Annotated in this window: 13 protein-coding genes; 11 read left to right on the top strand and 2 right to left on the bottom strand. The window is 60.8% G+C overall.

The genetic code is table 11. The features are described from left to right. The 4 genes from JJ869_RS03400 to rlmH all read left to right on the top strand — a co-directional run bounded on the left by JJ869_RS03400 (nucleotide 1) and on the right by rlmH (nucleotide 3,632). Nucleotides 1-294 carry a hypothetical protein gene (locus JJ869_RS03400; RefSeq protein WP_292264577.1) on the top strand — a complete coding sequence of 98 codons (294 nt, stop codon included), beginning with the start codon at nucleotides 1-3 and terminating at the stop codon, nucleotides 292-294. Further along, nucleotides 291-2,639 carry an aldehyde dehydrogenase family protein gene (locus JJ869_RS03395; RefSeq protein ID WP_292264576.1) on the top strand — a complete coding sequence of 783 codons (2,349 nt, stop codon included), beginning with the start codon at nucleotides 291-293 and terminating at the stop codon, nucleotides 2,637-2,639. Before JJ869_RS03400 ends, JJ869_RS03395 begins: the two co-directional genes overlap by 4 nt. Before the next feature lie 152 nt (nucleotides 2,640-2,791). After that, the gene (gene rsfS / locus JJ869_RS03390; protein WP_292264575.1) at nucleotides 2,792-3,157 is read left to right on the top strand and encodes a ribosome silencing factor; all 366 of its coding nucleotides are present in this window, start codon (nucleotides 2,792-2,794) and stop codon (nucleotides 3,155-3,157) included. A 1-nt stretch (nucleotide 3,158) separates the two neighbouring features. Beyond that, nucleotides 3,159-3,632, top strand: coding sequence for a 23S rRNA (pseudouridine(1915)-N(3))-methyltransferase RlmH (rlmH, locus tag JJ869_RS03385; protein WP_292264574.1), 474 nt, complete (start codon nucleotides 3,159-3,161; stop codon nucleotides 3,630-3,632). A gap of 57 nt (nucleotides 3,633-3,689) precedes the next feature. On the opposite strand, the gene JJ869_RS03380 is transcribed toward rlmH, so the two are convergent. Continuing rightward, nucleotides 3,690-4,493 carry an undecaprenyl-diphosphate phosphatase gene (locus tag JJ869_RS03380; protein WP_292264573.1) on the bottom strand — a complete coding sequence of 268 codons (804 nt, stop codon included), beginning with the start codon at nucleotides 4,491-4,493 and terminating at the stop codon, nucleotides 3,690-3,692. 220 nt (nucleotides 4,494-4,713) lie between these two features. Between JJ869_RS03380 and JJ869_RS03375 the strand changes: the two genes are divergently transcribed. From JJ869_RS03375 to JJ869_RS03360, 4 genes are all read left to right on the top strand, one after another. Then, on the top strand, nucleotides 4,714-6,147 hold the full coding sequence (locus JJ869_RS03375; RefSeq protein ID WP_292264572.1) for an NAD(P)-dependent oxidoreductase: 1,434 nt from the start codon (nucleotides 4,714-4,716) through the stop codon (nucleotides 6,145-6,147). After that, nucleotides 6,144-6,605 carry a GFA family protein gene (locus tag JJ869_RS03370; protein ID WP_292264571.1) on the top strand — a complete coding sequence of 154 codons (462 nt, stop codon included), beginning with the start codon at nucleotides 6,144-6,146 and terminating at the stop codon, nucleotides 6,603-6,605. Before JJ869_RS03375 ends, JJ869_RS03370 begins: the two co-directional genes overlap by 4 nt. Further along, complete coding sequence (gltB, locus tag JJ869_RS03365) at nucleotides 6,602-11,140, top strand: glutamate synthase large subunit (protein WP_292264570.1); 4,539 nt, start codon at nucleotides 6,602-6,604, stop codon at nucleotides 11,138-11,140. Before JJ869_RS03370 ends, gltB begins: the two co-directional genes overlap by 4 nt. A 151-nt stretch (nucleotides 11,141-11,291) precedes the next feature. Further along, complete coding sequence (locus JJ869_RS03360; RefSeq protein WP_292264569.1) at nucleotides 11,292-13,412, top strand: sterol desaturase family protein; 2,121 nt, start codon at nucleotides 11,292-11,294, stop codon at nucleotides 13,410-13,412. Between the two features lie 5 nt (nucleotides 13,413-13,417). Here JJ869_RS03360 and JJ869_RS03355 read toward each other — a convergent pair whose 3' ends face one another. Then, complete coding sequence (locus tag JJ869_RS03355; protein ID WP_292264568.1) at nucleotides 13,418-13,765, bottom strand: hypothetical protein; 348 nt, start codon at nucleotides 13,763-13,765, stop codon at nucleotides 13,418-13,420. A 130-nt stretch (nucleotides 13,766-13,895) separates the two neighbouring features. On the opposite strand from JJ869_RS03355, the gene mtgA reads away from it, so the two are divergent. The 3 genes from mtgA to queG all read left to right on the top strand — a co-directional run. After that, nucleotides 13,896-14,708: a monofunctional biosynthetic peptidoglycan transglycosylase gene (gene mtgA, locus JJ869_RS03350; protein WP_292264567.1), complete on the top strand. Its 813-nt coding sequence runs from the start codon at nucleotides 13,896-13,898 to the stop codon at nucleotides 14,706-14,708. 122 nt (nucleotides 14,709-14,830) lie between these two features. Next, nucleotides 14,831-15,496 (top strand): glutathione S-transferase family protein, encoded by a 666-nt coding sequence (locus JJ869_RS03345; RefSeq protein ID WP_292264566.1) that lies wholly within the window; start codon nucleotides 14,831-14,833, stop codon nucleotides 15,494-15,496. Between the two features lie 46 nt (nucleotides 15,497-15,542). Further along, on the top strand, nucleotides 15,543-16,331 hold a 789-nt coding region (queG, locus tag JJ869_RS03340), incomplete at its 3' end, for a tRNA epoxyqueuosine(34) reductase QueG (protein WP_292264565.1).

The following is a 16,331-nucleotide window of genomic DNA, read 5'->3' as shown; positions in this document are numbered from 1 at the left end:
ATGGGCAATAACCCGATGGTACTGCTGTTCGGCCTCTCGGCGCTGATGTGGCTGGGGGCGCAGAACTGGCGGCGGCGCAAACTGAAACGCGCGGTGCGCGACTTGCCAACGCTGATGCAGCGGATGCTGGGGCCGGAACCGGCCTTTGACCCGCCAGCCGATCCACCTGAAGGCTTGCAGCGGTTCGCGCATTTGCACGACCGGACGCGCCGAGTTGAATGGGTCATCCGTGGAGCGGCGCTCCTTTGGCTGGCCTACGTTGTTTTCCTGCTTGTGAAAGGCACCTTCCAATGACCGTACAAGAGATTTTCGAGAGTATGGACTATGGGACTGCGCCGGAATCGGCAGGCGACGCGCTGGCGTGGCTGGTCGATCAGGGGGACCGGTTCGGCCATTTCATCAATGGCGCGATGACAGACCCTGGTGAGGTGTTCGAGAGCGGCAATCCGGCCACTGGCGAGGTGCTGGCCCATTTGACGCAGGGCACGCAGGCGGATGTGGATTCAGCGGTCGCAGCTGCGCGCAAGGCCCAGAAAGCTTGGGCCAAGTTGGGCGGCGCGGGGCGGGCGCGGTATCTTTATGCGCTGGCGCGGCTGATGCAGAAACATGCGCGGTTGTTTGCGGTGCTTGAGACCTTGGACAACGGCAAGCCGATCCGCGAAAGCCGGGACATCGACGTGCCTTTGGCGCAGCGGCATTTCTATTATCACGCCGGGCAAGCGCAGTTGTTTGACAGCGAATTTGCCGGGCGCGAGGCGCATGGCGTCTGTGGTCAGGTGATTCCGTGGAACTTTCCTTTGCTCATGCTGGCGTGGAAGGTTGCGCCTGCTTTGGCGGCTGGGAACACGGTTGTTCTTAAGCCTGCGGAATACACGTCACTGACCGCGCTTTTGTTTGCGGATGTGTGCCGTCAGGCCGGGTTGCCAAAAGGTGTGGTGAACATCGTCACCGGAGACGGAGCGGTGGGTGAGATGATCGTAACGCACCCGGATGTGGACAAGGTGGCGTTTACCGGATCGACCGCCGTGGGGCGTCGTATCCGTGAGGCGACGGCAGGGTCGGGCAAGGCCCTGACCTTGGAGTTGGGGGGCAAGTCGCCGTACATCGTGTTCGAGGATGCGGATCTGGATTCTGCGGTTGAGGGCCTCGTCGATGCGATCTGGTTCAATCAGGGGCAGGTCTGCTGTGCAGGGTCGCGCCTTCTGGTGCAGGAAGGTGTCGCGGATCGTTTCTATGCCAAGCTGAAGGCGCGGATGGACAAGCTGCGGGTCGGATCGCCTTTGGACAAGTCGATCGATGTGGGAGCGATTGTCGATCCGAAGCAGTTGGAGACGATTCAGAAGCTGGTGGACAGCAACACGGCGGGTGAGACCTATCGCGCGAATTGCGAGATGCCGGAAGCGGGCTGTTTCTATCCCCCCACTTTGATCACCGGGCTGAGTACGGCTGACCCGCTGATGCAGGAAGAAATCTTTGGGCCGGTGCTGGTGGGCACGACGTTCCGCACGCCGTCCGAGGCGGTCGATCTGGCGAACAACACGCGCTACGGGCTTGCGGCGACGCTGTGGAGCGAGAACATCAACGTCGCCTTGGACATCGCGCCCAAGCTGGCGGCAGGTGTTGTCTGGATCAACGGGACCAACATGTTCGACGCGGCAGCTCCCTTTGGAGGCATCCGTGAAAGCGGGTTCGGGCGTGAAGGTGGGCCGGAAGGGATAATGGTCTATACGAAGCCTTCGGGCACCGGTAAGGCGCTGGGCAAGATTGCCGGGTTCAGCAGCGGGCCGGATGCGGAGCCTCAGGCGGTGGACCGGACGGCCAAGCTTTATGTCGGGGGCAAGCAGGCGCGGCCCGATGGCGGCTATGCCTATGAGGTCTACACCAAGGCGGGCAAGCTGATCGGGCAGGCGCCTTTGGCAAACCGCAAGGACGTGCGCAACGCGGTTGAGGCGGCGCGTGGGGCGGCAGGCTGGGCCGGGACAACGGCGCATCTGCGGGCGCAGATCCTGTATTACATCGCGGAGAACCTCGCCGCGCGGAAAGACGAGTTTGCGGCGCGGTTGAACCAGATGACAGGTGCCAAGACCGGCGCGAAAGAGGTGGATGTCGCGGTGAACCGGCTCTTCACCCATGCTGCATGGGCCGACAAGTTCGACGGGCGCGTGGCGCAGGTGCCGTTGCGCGGGGTCGCGTTGGCCATGCGGGAACCCTGTGGTGTGATCGGGGCATTCTGCCCGGATGATCACCCGCTTCTGGGCCTTGTGTCGGTGATGGCCCCGGCGATTGCGATGGGCAACCGGGTGGTACTGGTGGCGTCCGAGCCGTTCCCGCTGGCGGCGACGGATTTCTATCAGGTGCTGGACACGTCGGATGTGCCGGGCGGCGTGGTCAACATCCTGACCGGCCGGCACGCCGAATTGGCCCCGACACTGGCGCAGCACATGGATGTGGAGGCGGTCTGGTCGTTCTCTTCGAGTGATCTGTCAGCCGTGATCGAACGCGGTGCGGCGCTCAACCTCAAGCGGACATGGGTCAACTATGGGCGCAGCCGCGATTGGATGGGGGTCGAAGGCGAGGGGCGCACGTTCCTCGATGCGGCGACCGAAACCAAGACTGTGTGGGTTCCTTATGGCGCATGACCGCCAATTTTGTCGCGGGTCATTGAGAATTCGGCCCTGCGGTGTTATTTTCACTCCACCCAGCGCCGGGGCGGAACGGCGTTTACACTTAGGAGGACGATGTCCTGTCTTTTCAAACGGATGTGGCGCGTGCCACTGACGGGGGTCTGCCCATGACCGGCACACCCGGAACCGGATCAGCCAGCGAAGCGACGCTCGCGGTGATTCTTTCTGAACTCGACGAAAACAAAGCCGAAGACATCGTGCAGATCGACCTGCGTGGCAAAACGTCTATTGGCGATTATATGGTCGTGTGCTCGGGGCGGTCGACCCGCCAGGTGTCGGCACTGGCCGAAAAGCTGGTCGAAAAGCTCAAGGCCGACCGTGGTATCCTGTGCAAGGTCGAGGGCAAGGAAACCGGCGATTGGGTGCTGATCGATACGGGCGACGTGATCGTTCACATCTTCCGGCCGGAAGTGCGTGAATTTTACCAGTTGGAAAAAATGTGGCTCCCGGCAGGGACCGCGCTGACCAACTAGGATGCGTGTGCATCTTCGCGCGGTCGGGCGGCTTGCGGGCCGCTCGGAGGAACGCGCGCTGACCGACGACTACCTGTCGCGCTTTGGCCAGACGGGGCGCGGCCTTGGCTGGCGCTTCGAGGGCGAAACCGAGGTCGAGGACAAGAAGAACGGTGGGATGGCGGCAGAGGCAGCGTTGCTGCGGGCCGCGATCCCGGCGGGGTCTCTTCTGGTCTGTCTTGACGAGCGGGGCGCGCTTATGTCCTCGCCTGACTTTGCCAAAAAGCTGCAGGGCTGGGCCGATCAGGGGCGGTCAGATGTCTGTTTTGTCATTGGCGGGGCAGATGGGATTGATCCGTCGCTCAGGGCCGAGGCGGATATGCTGCTGTCCTTTGGCAAGATGGTCTGGCCGCACAAGCTGGTGCGGGTGATGATTGCAGAGCAGCTGTATCGGGCGGCGTCGATCATCGCGGGGACACCCTATCATCGGGATTAGGGACACGATGCGACGACGCATCGTGGCTTTCGGTCGACCGAAAGCGGGTGCCTTTGGTCAAGTGTAGGCGATAACCAAAAGGATCACGCCGAGGATCACACGGTAGATCACGTACGGTGTGAAGCTGACGGATTTCAGCAGTTTGAACATCAGTTTCAGCGCTGCCAATGCCGAAAGGAGGGCAAAGACCGCCGCGATCCCGGCGTCGCGGACGATGCTCATATCCGCCTCTTGCGCGACTTCGATGCTGAGCAACGCGCCCGAGGCGAGGATCGTCGGGATCGACATCAGCATGGACAGCCTTGCCGCGCTTTCCCGATCATAGCCCAGTTGCCGCCCCGCGGTGATGGTGATGCCCGAGCGTGAGGTGCCGGGGATCAGGGCCAGCGCCTGCCAGAGACCCATGATGGTGGCGTCTTTCAGGCTCCAGCTTTCGGCGCGTTTGGTTGTCGGACCGGTCTGGTCAGCCCAATAGAGGACGATGCCGAAGAGCAGCATGGTCCAGCCGATCACGGCGGTGGAGCGCAACAGATCATTGAGGCCCGACAGCTTGAGCGCCAGACCCACCAGGATGACCGGGATGGTGGCGATGATCAGGCAGAGCGCCCAGAACGCGCCTTGGGTGTCGATCTTGCCCCGGATCACACGCCCTGCGCCGAGTGTCACGATTTTCACGTCGGACCAGAAATAGAGGATCACTGCCAGCAGTGTTCCGACATGTACGGCCACATCAAGTGCCTGCCCCTGATCGGCCATACCTGTCAGATTCGGCAGGAGAATCAGGTGGCCCGACGAGGAAATCGGCAAAAATTCTGTAATGCCCTGAATCAACGCTAGGATAAGCAGATGGGTCAGGGCCATGGTGTGATGTCCGAGTACAAATTCTGGCTTGGGTATAAAGCCTTTAAAACCAATAGGAAGGATAAATTTAAGTCCGGATCGGACCTAAAATAGCTGCATTGCAGCATGAATTTGCCTCGACGCAGGCGAAATTCACAAAAATAGGTCAGCATAAGTGACTTTTCTTTCTCTTTGGTCTTCTATAATCAGGCGCGACCAGATGAAGGGAAGGACATGCGCTATGGCAAAGCAGCCGATGTTGAAGTTCGTCAAAGTTGAACGCGACATGCCCACAAAGCGTGCTGCCGAAGAGCGGCGCGAGGACTTCCACGAAATTTACGCGGAATATGCCGATGCGAAGGCAAAGGAACAGGCCAGCCGCTGTTCACAGTGCGGTGTGCCCTATTGCCAGTCGCATTGCCCGCTGCACAACAATATCCCCGATTGGCTGCGCCTGACCGCCGAAGGCCGGTTGCAGGAGGCCTATGAGGTCAGCCAGGCGACCAATACCTTCCCGGAAATCTGTGGCCGCATCTGTCCGCAGGACCGTCTGTGCGAAGGCAATTGCGTGATCGAACAATCCGGCCACGGCACTGTGACCATCGGGTCGGTCGAAAAGTACATCACCGATACCGCGTGGGAAGAAGGTTGGGTTCTGCCGATCAAGCCCGCACGGGAGCGCAAGGAAAGCGTTGCGATCATCGGTGCAGGGCCGGGTGGCTTGGCTGCGGCCGACGTGCTGCGCCGTCAGGGTGTGCAGGTCACCGTTTATGACCGTTACGACCGCGCGGGTGGTCTGCTGACGTACGGCATCCCCGGTTTCAAGCTTGAGAAGCCCATTGTCATGCGCCGGAACGATCAGCTGGAAAAGGGCGGCGTGCGCTTTGTTCTGAACTGCAACATCGGTGAGGACATGTCGTTTGACGAGATCCGCGAACAGCATGACGCGGTGATCATCGCGACCGGCGTCTACAAGTCGCGTGATCTGGGCGGTCCGGGGTCGGGTGCCGATGGCATCGTCAAGGCGCTCGATTATCTGACCGCGTCGAACCGCAAGAGCTTTGGCGACGACGTGGCTGAATTCGACAGCGGCAAGCTGAACGCGGCAGGCAAGAAGGTTGTCGTGATCGGTGGTGGCGATACCGCCATGGACTGCGTCCGCACCGCGATCCGTCAGGGGGCCGAGTCGGTTAAATGTCTCTATCGCCGTGACCGCGCCAACATGCCGGGGTCGCAGCGCGAAGTGCAGAACGCCGAGGAAGAAGGCGTGCAGTTCGAATGGCTGACCGCGCCCAAGGGCTTTACCGGCGATCCCGTGAACGGCGTGATCGTTGAACGGATGCGGCTTGGTTTGCCGGATGCTACCGGTCGTCAGATGCCTGAAGTGATCGAAGGGTCGGACTATGTTGAGCCTGCGGATATCGTCATCAAGGCGCTGGGCTTTGAACCGGAAGCGCTTCCGACGCTTTGGGGTGTGCCGGAACTGGAAGTGACCCGTTGGGGCACGATCAAGGCGGAATTCACCACAGGTGCAACGGCGCTGCCGGGGGTCTATGCCGTGGGCGACATCGTGCGCGGTGCGTCGCTGGTTGTCTGGGCGATCCGCGATGGACGCGACTGTGCCGAGGCCGTGCTGCGCCAGTTGAACGGCGCGAGTGCCGTCGCTGCGGAATGAGCGATATCGCCGCTCCTTACCGGCGGACGGGTCGGCTTGTTGGCACCTGCCTTTGCGGTGGAACACGCATCCGCGTGGATGGTGACTACGTCGCCGCTGTTGGTGTGTGCCACTGCCGGAAGTGTCGGGTCTGGTCCGGGACGATCACCGGATACTTTCTTGCAAAACCCGATGCGGTGTATGTCGAGGGCCCGACCAAGAGCTACGCGTCGACGCCTTTTGCCTCGCGCACCTTTTGCGAGGTGTGTGGGACGAACCTTTGGCTTCGCAACAACGGCGAAGACGACGAGTACGAATTGATGCCCGCGCTGTTTGCCGAGGCGGATTCGTTTCCCGTCATATCTGAAATCTACTGCGACCGCGCGCCAGCCTACGGGCAGCTCAAAGGCGACCACAAGCGCGCGACGCAGGCGCAATATGAAGCGAACAACCCTTTTGTCGAAGGAGACACGCCATGACCAAGTATGATCAAGAATGGGTCCGCGCCGAGGAAGCCAAGCGCAAATGGATGGCGGAGAACGGTCTCTACTCGGAAGAAGACGAGCATTCGTCCTGTGGCGTGGGCCTTGTGGTCAGCCTTGATGGCAAGCCGTCGCGCAAGGTGGTCGAGGCGGGTATTGATGCGCTCAAGGCAATCTGGCACCGCGGTGCTGTCGATGCTGATGGTAAAACCGGCGATGGCGCGGGTATTCACGTGCAGATCCCGGCCCCGTTCTTTTACGACCAGATCGAACGCACCGGTCACAAGCCGCGCAAGGACGAGCTGATGGCCGTGGGTCAGGTCTTCCTGCCGCGTACCGATTTCGGCGCACAGGAAACCTGCCGGACCATCGTGGAAACCGAAGTTCTGCGCATGGGCTACTACATCTACGGCTGGCGGCACGTGCCGGTCAGCGTGGATTGCCTTGGCGAAAAGGCCAACGCGACCCGCCCCGAGATCGAACAGATCCTGATTTCGAACGCCAAAGGTGTCGACGAGGAAACGTTCGAGCGCGAGCTTTATGTGATCCGTCGCCGGATCGAAAAGGCTGCGGGTGCAGTGGGGATCGGGCAGCTTTACATCGCGTCGCTGTCTTGCCGGTCAATCATCTACAAGGGCATGATGCTGGCGGAACAGGTGGCGGAGTTCTATCCCGACCTGCAGGACGAGCGGTTCGAGTCGGCGTTCGCGATCTATCACCAGCGCTATTCGACAAACACCTTCCCGCAGTGGTGGCTGGCGCAGCCGTTCCGCATGTTGGCCCATAACGGTGAGATCAACACGCTCAAGGGCAACGTCAACTGGATGAAGAGCCACGAGATCCGCATGGCCTCGTCGGCGTTCGGGGACATGGCCGAGGACATCAAGCCGATCATCGCCAATGGCGCGTCGGATTCGGCGGCATTGGACGCGGTGTTCGAAGTGCTGGTGCGTGCGGGCCGCAATGCGCCGATGGCCAAGACCATGCTGGTGCCTGAATCTTGGTCGAAGCAGGCCATCGAACTGCCCGAAGCGTGGCGCGACATGTATTCCTACTGCAACTCGGTGATGGAGCCATGGGACGGCCCTGCCGCCCTTGCCATGACCGATGGTCGCTGGGTCTGTGCCGGTCTTGACCGGAACGGCCTGCGTCCGATGCGCTATGTCGTGACGGGCGATGGCCTGCTGATCGCGGGTTCCGAGGCTGGCATGGTTCCGATTGACGAAGGCACCGTGCGCGAAAAGGGCGCGCTTGGGCCGGGTCAGTTGCTGGCTGTCGATATGAAAGAGGGCAAGCTCTACCACGACGTTGAAATCAAGGACAAACTTGCGGCCAGCCAACCCTTCGGTGAATGGGTCGGCAAGATCAACGAGCTTGATGAAGAGCTTGGCAAAGTGACCGAGACCCCGATGTTCGAGGGTGCGGAACTGCGCCGTCGTCAGATCGCGGCGGGATATACCATCGAAGAGTTGGAGCAGGTTCTGGCGCCGATGGCCGAGGACGGCAAAGAGGTCGTTGCGTCTATGGGCGACGACACGCCGTCGGCGGTTCTGTCCAAGAAGTACCGGCCTTTGTCGCATTACTTCCGCCAGAACTTCAGTCAGGTGACCAACCCGCCGATCGACTCGCTTCGCGAATACCGCGTGATGAGCCTCAAGACACGGTTCGGCAACCTGAAGAACGTGCTCGACGAGTCGAGCGCACAGACCGAGATCCTCGTGCTGGACAGCCCGTTTGTCGGCAATGCACAGTTCAAGGAATTGGCCAACCACTTCAACGCCGGTCTCTGCGAGATCGACTGTACCTTCCCGGCGAACGGCGAACAGGGTGCCTTGCAGGTTGCGTTGGAGCGTATCCGCTCCGAGGCGGAAGACGCGGTGCGGTCTGGTGCCGGTCACATCACCCTGACCGACGAGTATTGCGGTGAAGGCAAGGTGGCGATGCCGATGATCCTTGCCACCAGCGCGGTGCACAGCCACCTGACCCGCAAGGGTCTGCGGACCTTCTGTTCGATCAATGTGCGGTCGGCGGAATGTATCGACCCGCATTACTTTGCGGTTCTGATCGGTGCAGGTGCGACCGTGGTGAACGCCTATCTGGCAGAGGATTCGCTGGCGGATCGCATCAAGCGAGGTCTTCTGGACCTGACCTTGACCGAGGCGGTGGCCAAGTACCGTGAGGCGGTTGACCAGGGCTTGCTCAAGATCATGTCGAAGATGGGCATCTCGGTGATCTCGTCCTATCGCGGCGGTCTGAACTTCGAGGCCGTGGGTCTGAGCCGTGCCATGTGTGCGGAATACTTCCCCGGCATGTTGAGCCGGATTTCCGGCATTGGCCTGAACGGGCTGCAGCGCAAGGCCGAGGAAATCCACGCGCTGGGCTTCCGGGGTGGTCAGGACGTGCTGCCGATTGGTGGCTTCTACAAGGCGCGCAAGTCGGGCGAGACCCATGCGTGGGGCGCGCAGACAATGCATCTCATGCAGATGGCCTGCAACAAGGCGTCCTACGAGATCTGGAAGACCTATTCCAAGGCGATGCAGGCGAACCCGCCAATCCATCTGCGTGACCTCTTGGCAATCAAGCCGCTGGGCGAGCCGATTCCGCTGGAGCAGGTGGAAAGCATCACCAGCATCCGCAAGCGGTTCGTGACCCCCGGCATGTCACTGGGTGCGCTGTCGCCCGAGGCGCACAAGACGCTGAACGTCGCAATGAACCGGATCGGCGCGAAGTCCGATAGCGGTGAAGGTGGCGAAGACCCGGCGCATTTCGTGCCAGAGCCGAATGGCGACAACCCGTCTGCGAAGATCAAGCAGGTGGCGTCGGGCCGGTTTGGCGTGACTGCCGAATACCTGAACCAGTGCGAAGAGCTTGAGATCAAGGTCGCACAGGGTGCGAAGCCCGGTGAGGGTGGTCAGCTTCCGGGCATGAAGGTCACCGACCTGATCGCCCGCCTGCGCCATTCGACCAAGGGTGTGACGCTGATTTCACCGCCGCCGCACCACGACATCTACTCGATCGAAGACCTCGCGCAGCTGATCTATGACCTCAAGCAGATCAACCCGCGCTGCAAGGTGACGGTCAAGCTGGTGGCATCCAGCGGCGTCGGTACGATTGCCGCCGGTGTGGCCAAGGCCAAGGCGGACGTGATCCTGATTTCCGGCCACAACGGTGGCACCGGCGCGTCGCCTGCGACCTCGATCAAATACGCGGGTCTGCCGTGGGAGATGGGCCTGACCGAGGCGCATCAGGTTCTGTCGATGAACAAGCTGCGGGATCGTGTGACCCTGCGGACCGATGGTGGCCTGCGCACAGGGCGTGACATTGTCATGGCGGCGATGCTGGGCGCCGAGGAATACGGCATCGGCACAGCGGCGCTGATCGCAATGGGCTGTATCATGGTGCGTCAGTGCCAGTCGAACACCTGCCCGGTTGGTGTCTGTACGCAGGACGAATCCCTGCGGGCCAAGTTCACCGGCAACGCGGACAAGGTGGTGAACCTGATCACCTTCTACGCGCAGGAAGTGCGGGATGTGCTGGCGTCGATTGGTGCGCGGTCTCTGGAAGAGGTGATCGGACGAGCCGATCTGCTGAGCCAGGTCAGCCGTGGGTCGGATCACCTTGACGATCTCGACCTCAACCCGCTGCTGATCCGCGTCGATGGGTCGGACGACATCGTCTATGACCGCAACCGCCCGCGGAACGCAGTGCCGGACACTCTGGATGCGGAAATCGTGCGCGATGCGGCACGGTTCCTTGAGGATGGTGAGAAGATGCAACTGTCCTACGCGGTGCAGAACACGCACCGGACCGTGGGCACACGCACCTCGTCGCATATCGTGCGCAAGTTCGGCATGCGCAACGCGCTGCAACCGAACCACCTGACGGTGAAACTGACCGGCTCTGCGGGCCAGTCGCTGGGCGCGTTTGCTGCTCCGGGGCTGAAGCTCGAAGTGTCTGGTGATGCCAACGACTATGTCGGTAAGGGTCTGTCGGGCGGCACCATTGTGGTGCGTCCGCCGATGATGTCGCCGCTGGTAGCGGCCGAGAACACGATCATCGGCAACACCGTGCTCTACGGGGCGACCGACGGCTACCTTTTTGCCGCAGGTCGCGCGGGCGAGCGGTTCGCGGTGCGGAACTCTGGGGCCAAAGTGGTGGTCGAGGGCTGTGGATCGAACGGCTGTGAATATATGACCGGAGGTGTTGCGGTGATCCTTGGCGATATCGGGGCCAACTTCGGTGCGGGTATGACCGGCGGCATGGCCTATCTCTACGATCCCGAGGGCAAGGCGCAGGCGCTTATGAACCCTGAGAGCATTGTGACCTGCCCGGTGACGGTGGATCACTGGATCGACCAGTTGAAGGGCCTGATCGAGCGTCATGCCGAGGAAACCATGAGCCGCAAGGCGCAGGACATCCTGCAGCATTGGGACCTCGAACTGGGCAACTTCATGCAAGTCTGCCCGAAAGAGATGCTGGACAAGATCAGCCATCCGCTGGGCATCGAAAAGAAAGCGGTTCCTGCCGAATAATTGCGGAGCCAGTGACCAGGTCAACGACCCGGCCCTGCGGCCGGGTCGTTTGCGTTTTGGGGCATTGATTGCGTATTGGCGACAAAAACGAGCCTCAATACGGCCAAATTGCCCCCCTATCCCGATCCCGACCCAGTACGGAGTTCGGGACATGGAAACACTGCAGAACTTTATCGCGGCGACGCTTGATGCGCCCTTCGATTTCAATGTGCGGTACTCCATTTTTTACCTGACCTGCACGGTCCTGATCGCCTTTGGCATCTGGAAATACCGGGGCAGTCCGGGCACGTTCACCTCTTGGCTGTTGCCGAAAGAGGTCTACCGGCACCGTTCCAACCTGTTGGATATAAAGCTGTTTTTCGCATCGCGCTTTTTCGCCGTATTGGGCGTGTTTGGCGCGGTGTTCTTTCCGACAACGGTCGCCTACGGGCTTCTGGCGCAATTCGGCGGTGCCGATTACGCGCCGCCCGAAACCACCTGGCTGCGCATCGCTGCCGTTACCCTGATCGTCGTGGTCGTCAGCGATTTCTGCAAATATTGGGCACACCGCGCGCATCATGAATGGCGCGCGCTTTGGCCGTTCCACGCGGTGCATCATTCGGCGGATGTGCTGACGCCTTTGACGGTGCAGCGGGTGCATCCGCTGGAGCCGATGATCAATTCACTGTTGATGACGCTTTTCGTCGGCATCGCGCAGGGTTTGGCGCTCTACTTCCTTGTTGGTGAGTTGAGCATGGTCACCATTGGCGGCGCCAATGCGGTCTATTTCCTATTCCATACGCTCGGCTCGAACTTCCGGCACAGCCATATCTGGATCAGCTACGGCCGGGTGATGGAGCACATCCTGATCTCGCCGGCCCAGCATCAGATTCACCATTCGGTTGCCGTCAAACACCATGACAAGAACTACGGGTCGATCTTTGCGATCTGGGACTGGATGTTTGGCACACTTTACGTTCCCGAAAGCTACGAGGACCTGACCTTTGGCGTGTCCGATGCCAAGGGCCAACGTCGCGAGCAACCTTATGAGACCCTTGGCGCTGCCTTGTTCAAACCGTTTGTGGAAAGCGCACAGAATGTGCTTGGCATGGTGCGGAAGGGACGGCCAGCCGCAACCGGAACCGTGGGTACCGCACGCATGAGCCAAGGGTTTTCGCTCTGGCTGGATGCTCTGCGGGCCGGTGCCGCGTTGACGGTGCTGTTCGGACATATGGCGCATACGCGCTTTACCGGCGGAGATTATCAGTTCCTGCGCGATTGGAACGTGGCCAGCGATGCGGTTGCCGTCTTCTTTGTCCTGTCGGGTGTGGTCATTGCCTATGCTGCGCAGCGCGACGGAACATTGGGACGCTATGGGTTCAACCGGATCACACGGATCATGTCGGTGTTGATCCCGGCTTTGATGCTGACGCTGGTCTTTGATGCGGTAGGCACAGCCAAGGATATGTCGGCCTATCAGGCGCCCTATTATCAGGACGTGCCGCTGGGCGAATTCTTCTGGCGTGGCCTGACGCTCACCAATCTTTGGACCGGAACCGGAGACTGGGTGCGCCTTGGCAGCAACGGTCCGATCTGGTCACTGAGCTACGAGGTGGCGTTCTATCTGATCTTCGGCGCGGTGCTGTTCCTGACAGGTGTTCAGCGCATCGCGGTCTTGCTGGTTTTGGTTCTTCTGGTGGGCGTGCCAGCCTTGGCTTTGCTGCCCGCGTGGTGGGTCGGCGTCTGGGTATGGCGGCATGCGTCGGTGCTGACCGATGGCCACGGTCGCGGTCGCGCTTGGGTGCTTGCGGTGGGCAGCGTTGTCGCGCTGGTGATGATGAAGATGTCGTCGATCCCTGCCGATCTGGAAAGCTTTACCGCGCGCTTGCTTGCGCCGCATGACCACCACGCGATTCTTGTTTATTCGAACGAGGTGCTTTGGAACTCGGTGATCGCGCTGTGCCTCGCGCTGCATCTGGTGGGCGTGCGGTATCTGGCCGACACCTGGCCTGAACGGACCGAAGGCGGCATTGCCAAAACGGTGCGTTGGGTCGCGGGTGGCAGCTTCTCGCTCTATCTCGTGCATTACCCGACGCTGCATCTGCTCGATGCAACACTGCCGGAAACCCTGCCGGCCTATAACCTCGTCTTCCTGCTGCTGACGCTGTCGATCTGTTTTGGCTTTGCCACGCTGTTCGAGCGGCCCATCCGCCAGTATCGCGCCGCTCTTCTCAAAACATGGGACCGCCTTGCGCCGCATGTCCCAGCAATGAATCGGAGGTCCGTGTCATGAGCGGTTCAGGTTGCAAAGGCTGCAAGAACGCCCAGAACGGCGGGTGCGCCCGCGCCAAGGCAGGTCAGCCCATATTTCCAGTCTCGGTTCTGACCGGTGATCCGCAGCAGTCCACCCATCGCAAGGCCAAGACCGATCATGAACGCCGGAAGAGCGATCGCGCCGCTCAACGCGATTGAGAGCCAAGGCTCGATAAAACCCGTCTGAACCAGAAGCCATAGCGTCAGCGCGGCAACAGCGGCCACGGCGCACAGACCGACGCCCTGCACCAAAGCCTTTTGTGCAAGCGTAAAGGCGAAGGCCAACCAAAGGCTGCACAGATAGAAGCCAAGAAGCGCGAGAACGAGAAGCATGCTCTGGGTCTTGTGCGATATCGGGCAAAAGTAAACCAGTTTCACCAAGTTGCCATTCTGTGGCCCAGCTTGCACCGGATTCTGCGACTACCCGCGATGACGGACAAGACCAGAGGGGATGTTTTCTTGCATGGCAGTTGCGCCTAATGTGCCTGCGATGGCAGGCGGAAAACCCAAACCCACTCCTCAGCAGGGGCCTCGGCTGAACAAGCCGAAGGCCAAGCGCACGCGTGCCGGAAAAGAGCCGGGTCTGGTCGACAAGATCCTCGCGCCCTATCGCTGGCTGTTGAAATGGGGCTTTCGCACGGCTCTTGCGCTGATCGTTCTGGTTCTGGCGATTGTCGGGCTGTTCGGCGTTGTGAACCCGCCGACAACCCATACGATGTGGTCCGAGGGGCGCCGTCTGGGCGCGCCCGTCGATCAGGTCTGGGTCGATGCCGAGCAGATCGCACCAGTGATGTTCCGCTCTGCCGTGGCGGCGGAAGACGCAAATTTCTGTCTGCACTGGGGCTTTGATGTAGACGCCATTCAGGCCGCCATCGAAGCAGGCGGCGCGCGGGGCGCCTCGACGATTTCGCAGCAGGTCGTAAAGAACGTGTTTCTCTGGCAGGACCGGTCCTGGGTGCGCAAAGGCCTGGAGGCGGTGCTGACCCCGGTGTCCGAAGCGATGTGGTCCAAGCGGCGTATTCTTGAGCTGTATCTGAACGTCGCTGAATTCGACGAGGGTGTGTTTGGCGTACAGGCTGCTGCCCAGCATTATTTCGGCGTTGATGCTGCCGATCTCAGCCCTCTTCAGGCAGCGCGGCTGGCCGCGGTTCTGCCGTCGCCCAAGACGCGATCCGCCTCGAACCCGAGCAATTTCGTGGACCGCCGCGCCCGTTCGATCCGGAGTGGGGCAGAGACCATCAATCAGGACGGTCGGGCCGCCTGTTTCCAGAATTGAGCCCGGTTGGGTGAGACGAAAACCGCGCGTCTGGGATTAATCCGGCTCCGGCCCATTGTATTGCGGGGCGCTTCGCGGCAATTAGAAGGGACCGATCACCCAATTTTCGAGACTCGTTTCGCATGGCCAAACTCTATCATGTTCCGTTGTCGCCGTTCTGCCGCAAGGTTCGGCTGAGCCTTGCGGAAAAGAAGATCGAGTGCGAGTTGGTGGAAGAGAAATACTGGGAGAAAGACCCGGATTTCCTGCGCCGCAATCCCGCTGCGAAGGTGCCTGTTCTCAAGATCGATGGGCGTACGATGGCGGAAAGTGCGGCCATCTGCGAATATCTCGAAGAGAAATATCCCGAACCGCCGCTGATGCCCCGGTCGCTGGATGCGCGCTATGAAGTGCGGCGTCTGGTGGGTTGGTTCGACGACAAGTTCCACAATGAGGTGACGTCGAAACTGCTTTACGAGCGGGTGAACAAGAAGGTCACCAAGCAGGGCTTTCCGGACAGCGCGAACGTCAAGTCTGGGGCCAAGGCGATCAAGTATCACCTTGATTATATGGCGTGGCTTCTGGATCATCGCCGCTGGCTTGCGGGGGATACCATGACGCTTGCCGATTTTGCCGCTGCCGCGCATCTGTCGTCGCTGGACTACATCCGGGATGTCGACTGGAACCGCAGCGCCGTGGTCAAGGATTGGTACGCCAAGATCAAATCTCGCCCGGCCTTCCGGTCGATCCTGGCCGATCAGGTGCCGGGCTTCCCGCAACCGCCGCATTATGCCGATCTGGATTTCTGAGGCGGACCCGATTTTTCGTCCGAAAAATCGGAACATGGGGACATGCATGGACCTCACGGCCCGATTGAAAGCGCAGGCGTTGATCGAAGGGTTCTCGGCCTGCCGCATCTGTCGCCCGTGGGACGTTCCGGAGGTTCCAAAGCGACTGCGCGCGTTTCTGGATGCAGGCTATCATGGGCAGATGGGCTGGCTGGCTGACCGCGCGCATTGGCGCGGTGCGCCGCAAGTGCTGTGGCCAGAGGCCCAGTCGGTCATCATGTTGGCTGAGAATTACGGGCCAGAGCATGATCCGTTGGACGTGCTTGAGCATCCCGAGCAGGCGGCCATCTCGGTCTACGCGCAGAACCGTGATTACCATGATGTGGTGAAGAAACGGCTTAAGCGTCTGGCGCGCTGGCTGATCGCCGAAGGTGGAGGCGAGGTGAAGGTGTTCGTCGACACGGCACCAGTGCCGGAAAAGCCGTTGGGGCAGGTGGCGGGACTGGGCTGGCAGGGCAAGCACACAAACCTTGTGTCGCGTGAGTTGGGGTCGTGGTTCTTTATCGGCTCGCTCTTTACCACGCTTGATCTGACGCCAGATGTGGCCGAAGTGGATCATTGCGGGTCGTGTCGGGCCTGTCTGGATGTGTGCCCGACCGAGGCGTTCCCAGCGCCCTATCAGTTGGATGCGCGGCGCTGCATTTCCTACTTGACGATCGAGCATCATGGGCCGGTGGACGAAGACCTGCGTGGGTTGATGGGCAACCGCATCTATGGCTGCGACGATTGTCTGGCCGTATGTCCTTGGAACAAGTTTGCCTCACGCGCGGCAGAGGTGAAATATCATGAGCGGGAG

It is taken from the genome of Marivita sp. (assembly GCF_017643905.1).
Taxonomy (GTDB): Bacteria; Pseudomonadota; Alphaproteobacteria; order Rhodobacterales; family Rhodobacteraceae; genus Marivita.
This window is presented reverse-complemented; position numbering and strand designations above follow the sequence as displayed.

Coding starts and splice junctions, on each gene's coding strand:
- JJ869_RS03400 (WP_292264577.1), top strand. CDS start 1: ATGGGCAATAACCCGATGGTACTGCTGTTCGGCCTCTCGGCGCTGATG.
- JJ869_RS03395 (WP_292264576.1), top strand. CDS start 291: ATGACCGTACAAGAGATTTTCGAGAGTATGGACTATGGGACTGCGCCG.
- rsfS (WP_292264575.1), top strand. CDS start 2,792: ATGACCGGCACACCCGGAACCGGATCAGCCAGCGAAGCGACGCTCGCG.
- rlmH (WP_292264574.1), top strand. CDS start 3,159: ATGCGTGTGCATCTTCGCGCGGTCGGGCGGCTTGCGGGCCGCTCGGAG.
- JJ869_RS03380 (WP_292264573.1), bottom strand. CDS start 4,493: ATGGCCCTGACCCATCTGCTTATCCTAGCGTTGATTCAGGGCATTACA.
- JJ869_RS03375 (WP_292264572.1), top strand. CDS start 4,714: ATGGCAAAGCAGCCGATGTTGAAGTTCGTCAAAGTTGAACGCGACATG.
- JJ869_RS03370 (WP_292264571.1), top strand. CDS start 6,144: ATGAGCGATATCGCCGCTCCTTACCGGCGGACGGGTCGGCTTGTTGGC.
- gltB (WP_292264570.1), top strand. CDS start 6,602: ATGACCAAGTATGATCAAGAATGGGTCCGCGCCGAGGAAGCCAAGCGC.
- JJ869_RS03360 (WP_292264569.1), top strand. CDS start 11,292: ATGGAAACACTGCAGAACTTTATCGCGGCGACGCTTGATGCGCCCTTC.
- JJ869_RS03355 (WP_292264568.1), bottom strand. CDS start 13,765: ATGCTTCTCGTTCTCGCGCTTCTTGGCTTCTATCTGTGCAGCCTTTGG.
- mtgA (WP_292264567.1), top strand. CDS start 13,896: ATGGCAGTTGCGCCTAATGTGCCTGCGATGGCAGGCGGAAAACCCAAA.
- JJ869_RS03345 (WP_292264566.1), top strand. CDS start 14,831: ATGGCCAAACTCTATCATGTTCCGTTGTCGCCGTTCTGCCGCAAGGTT.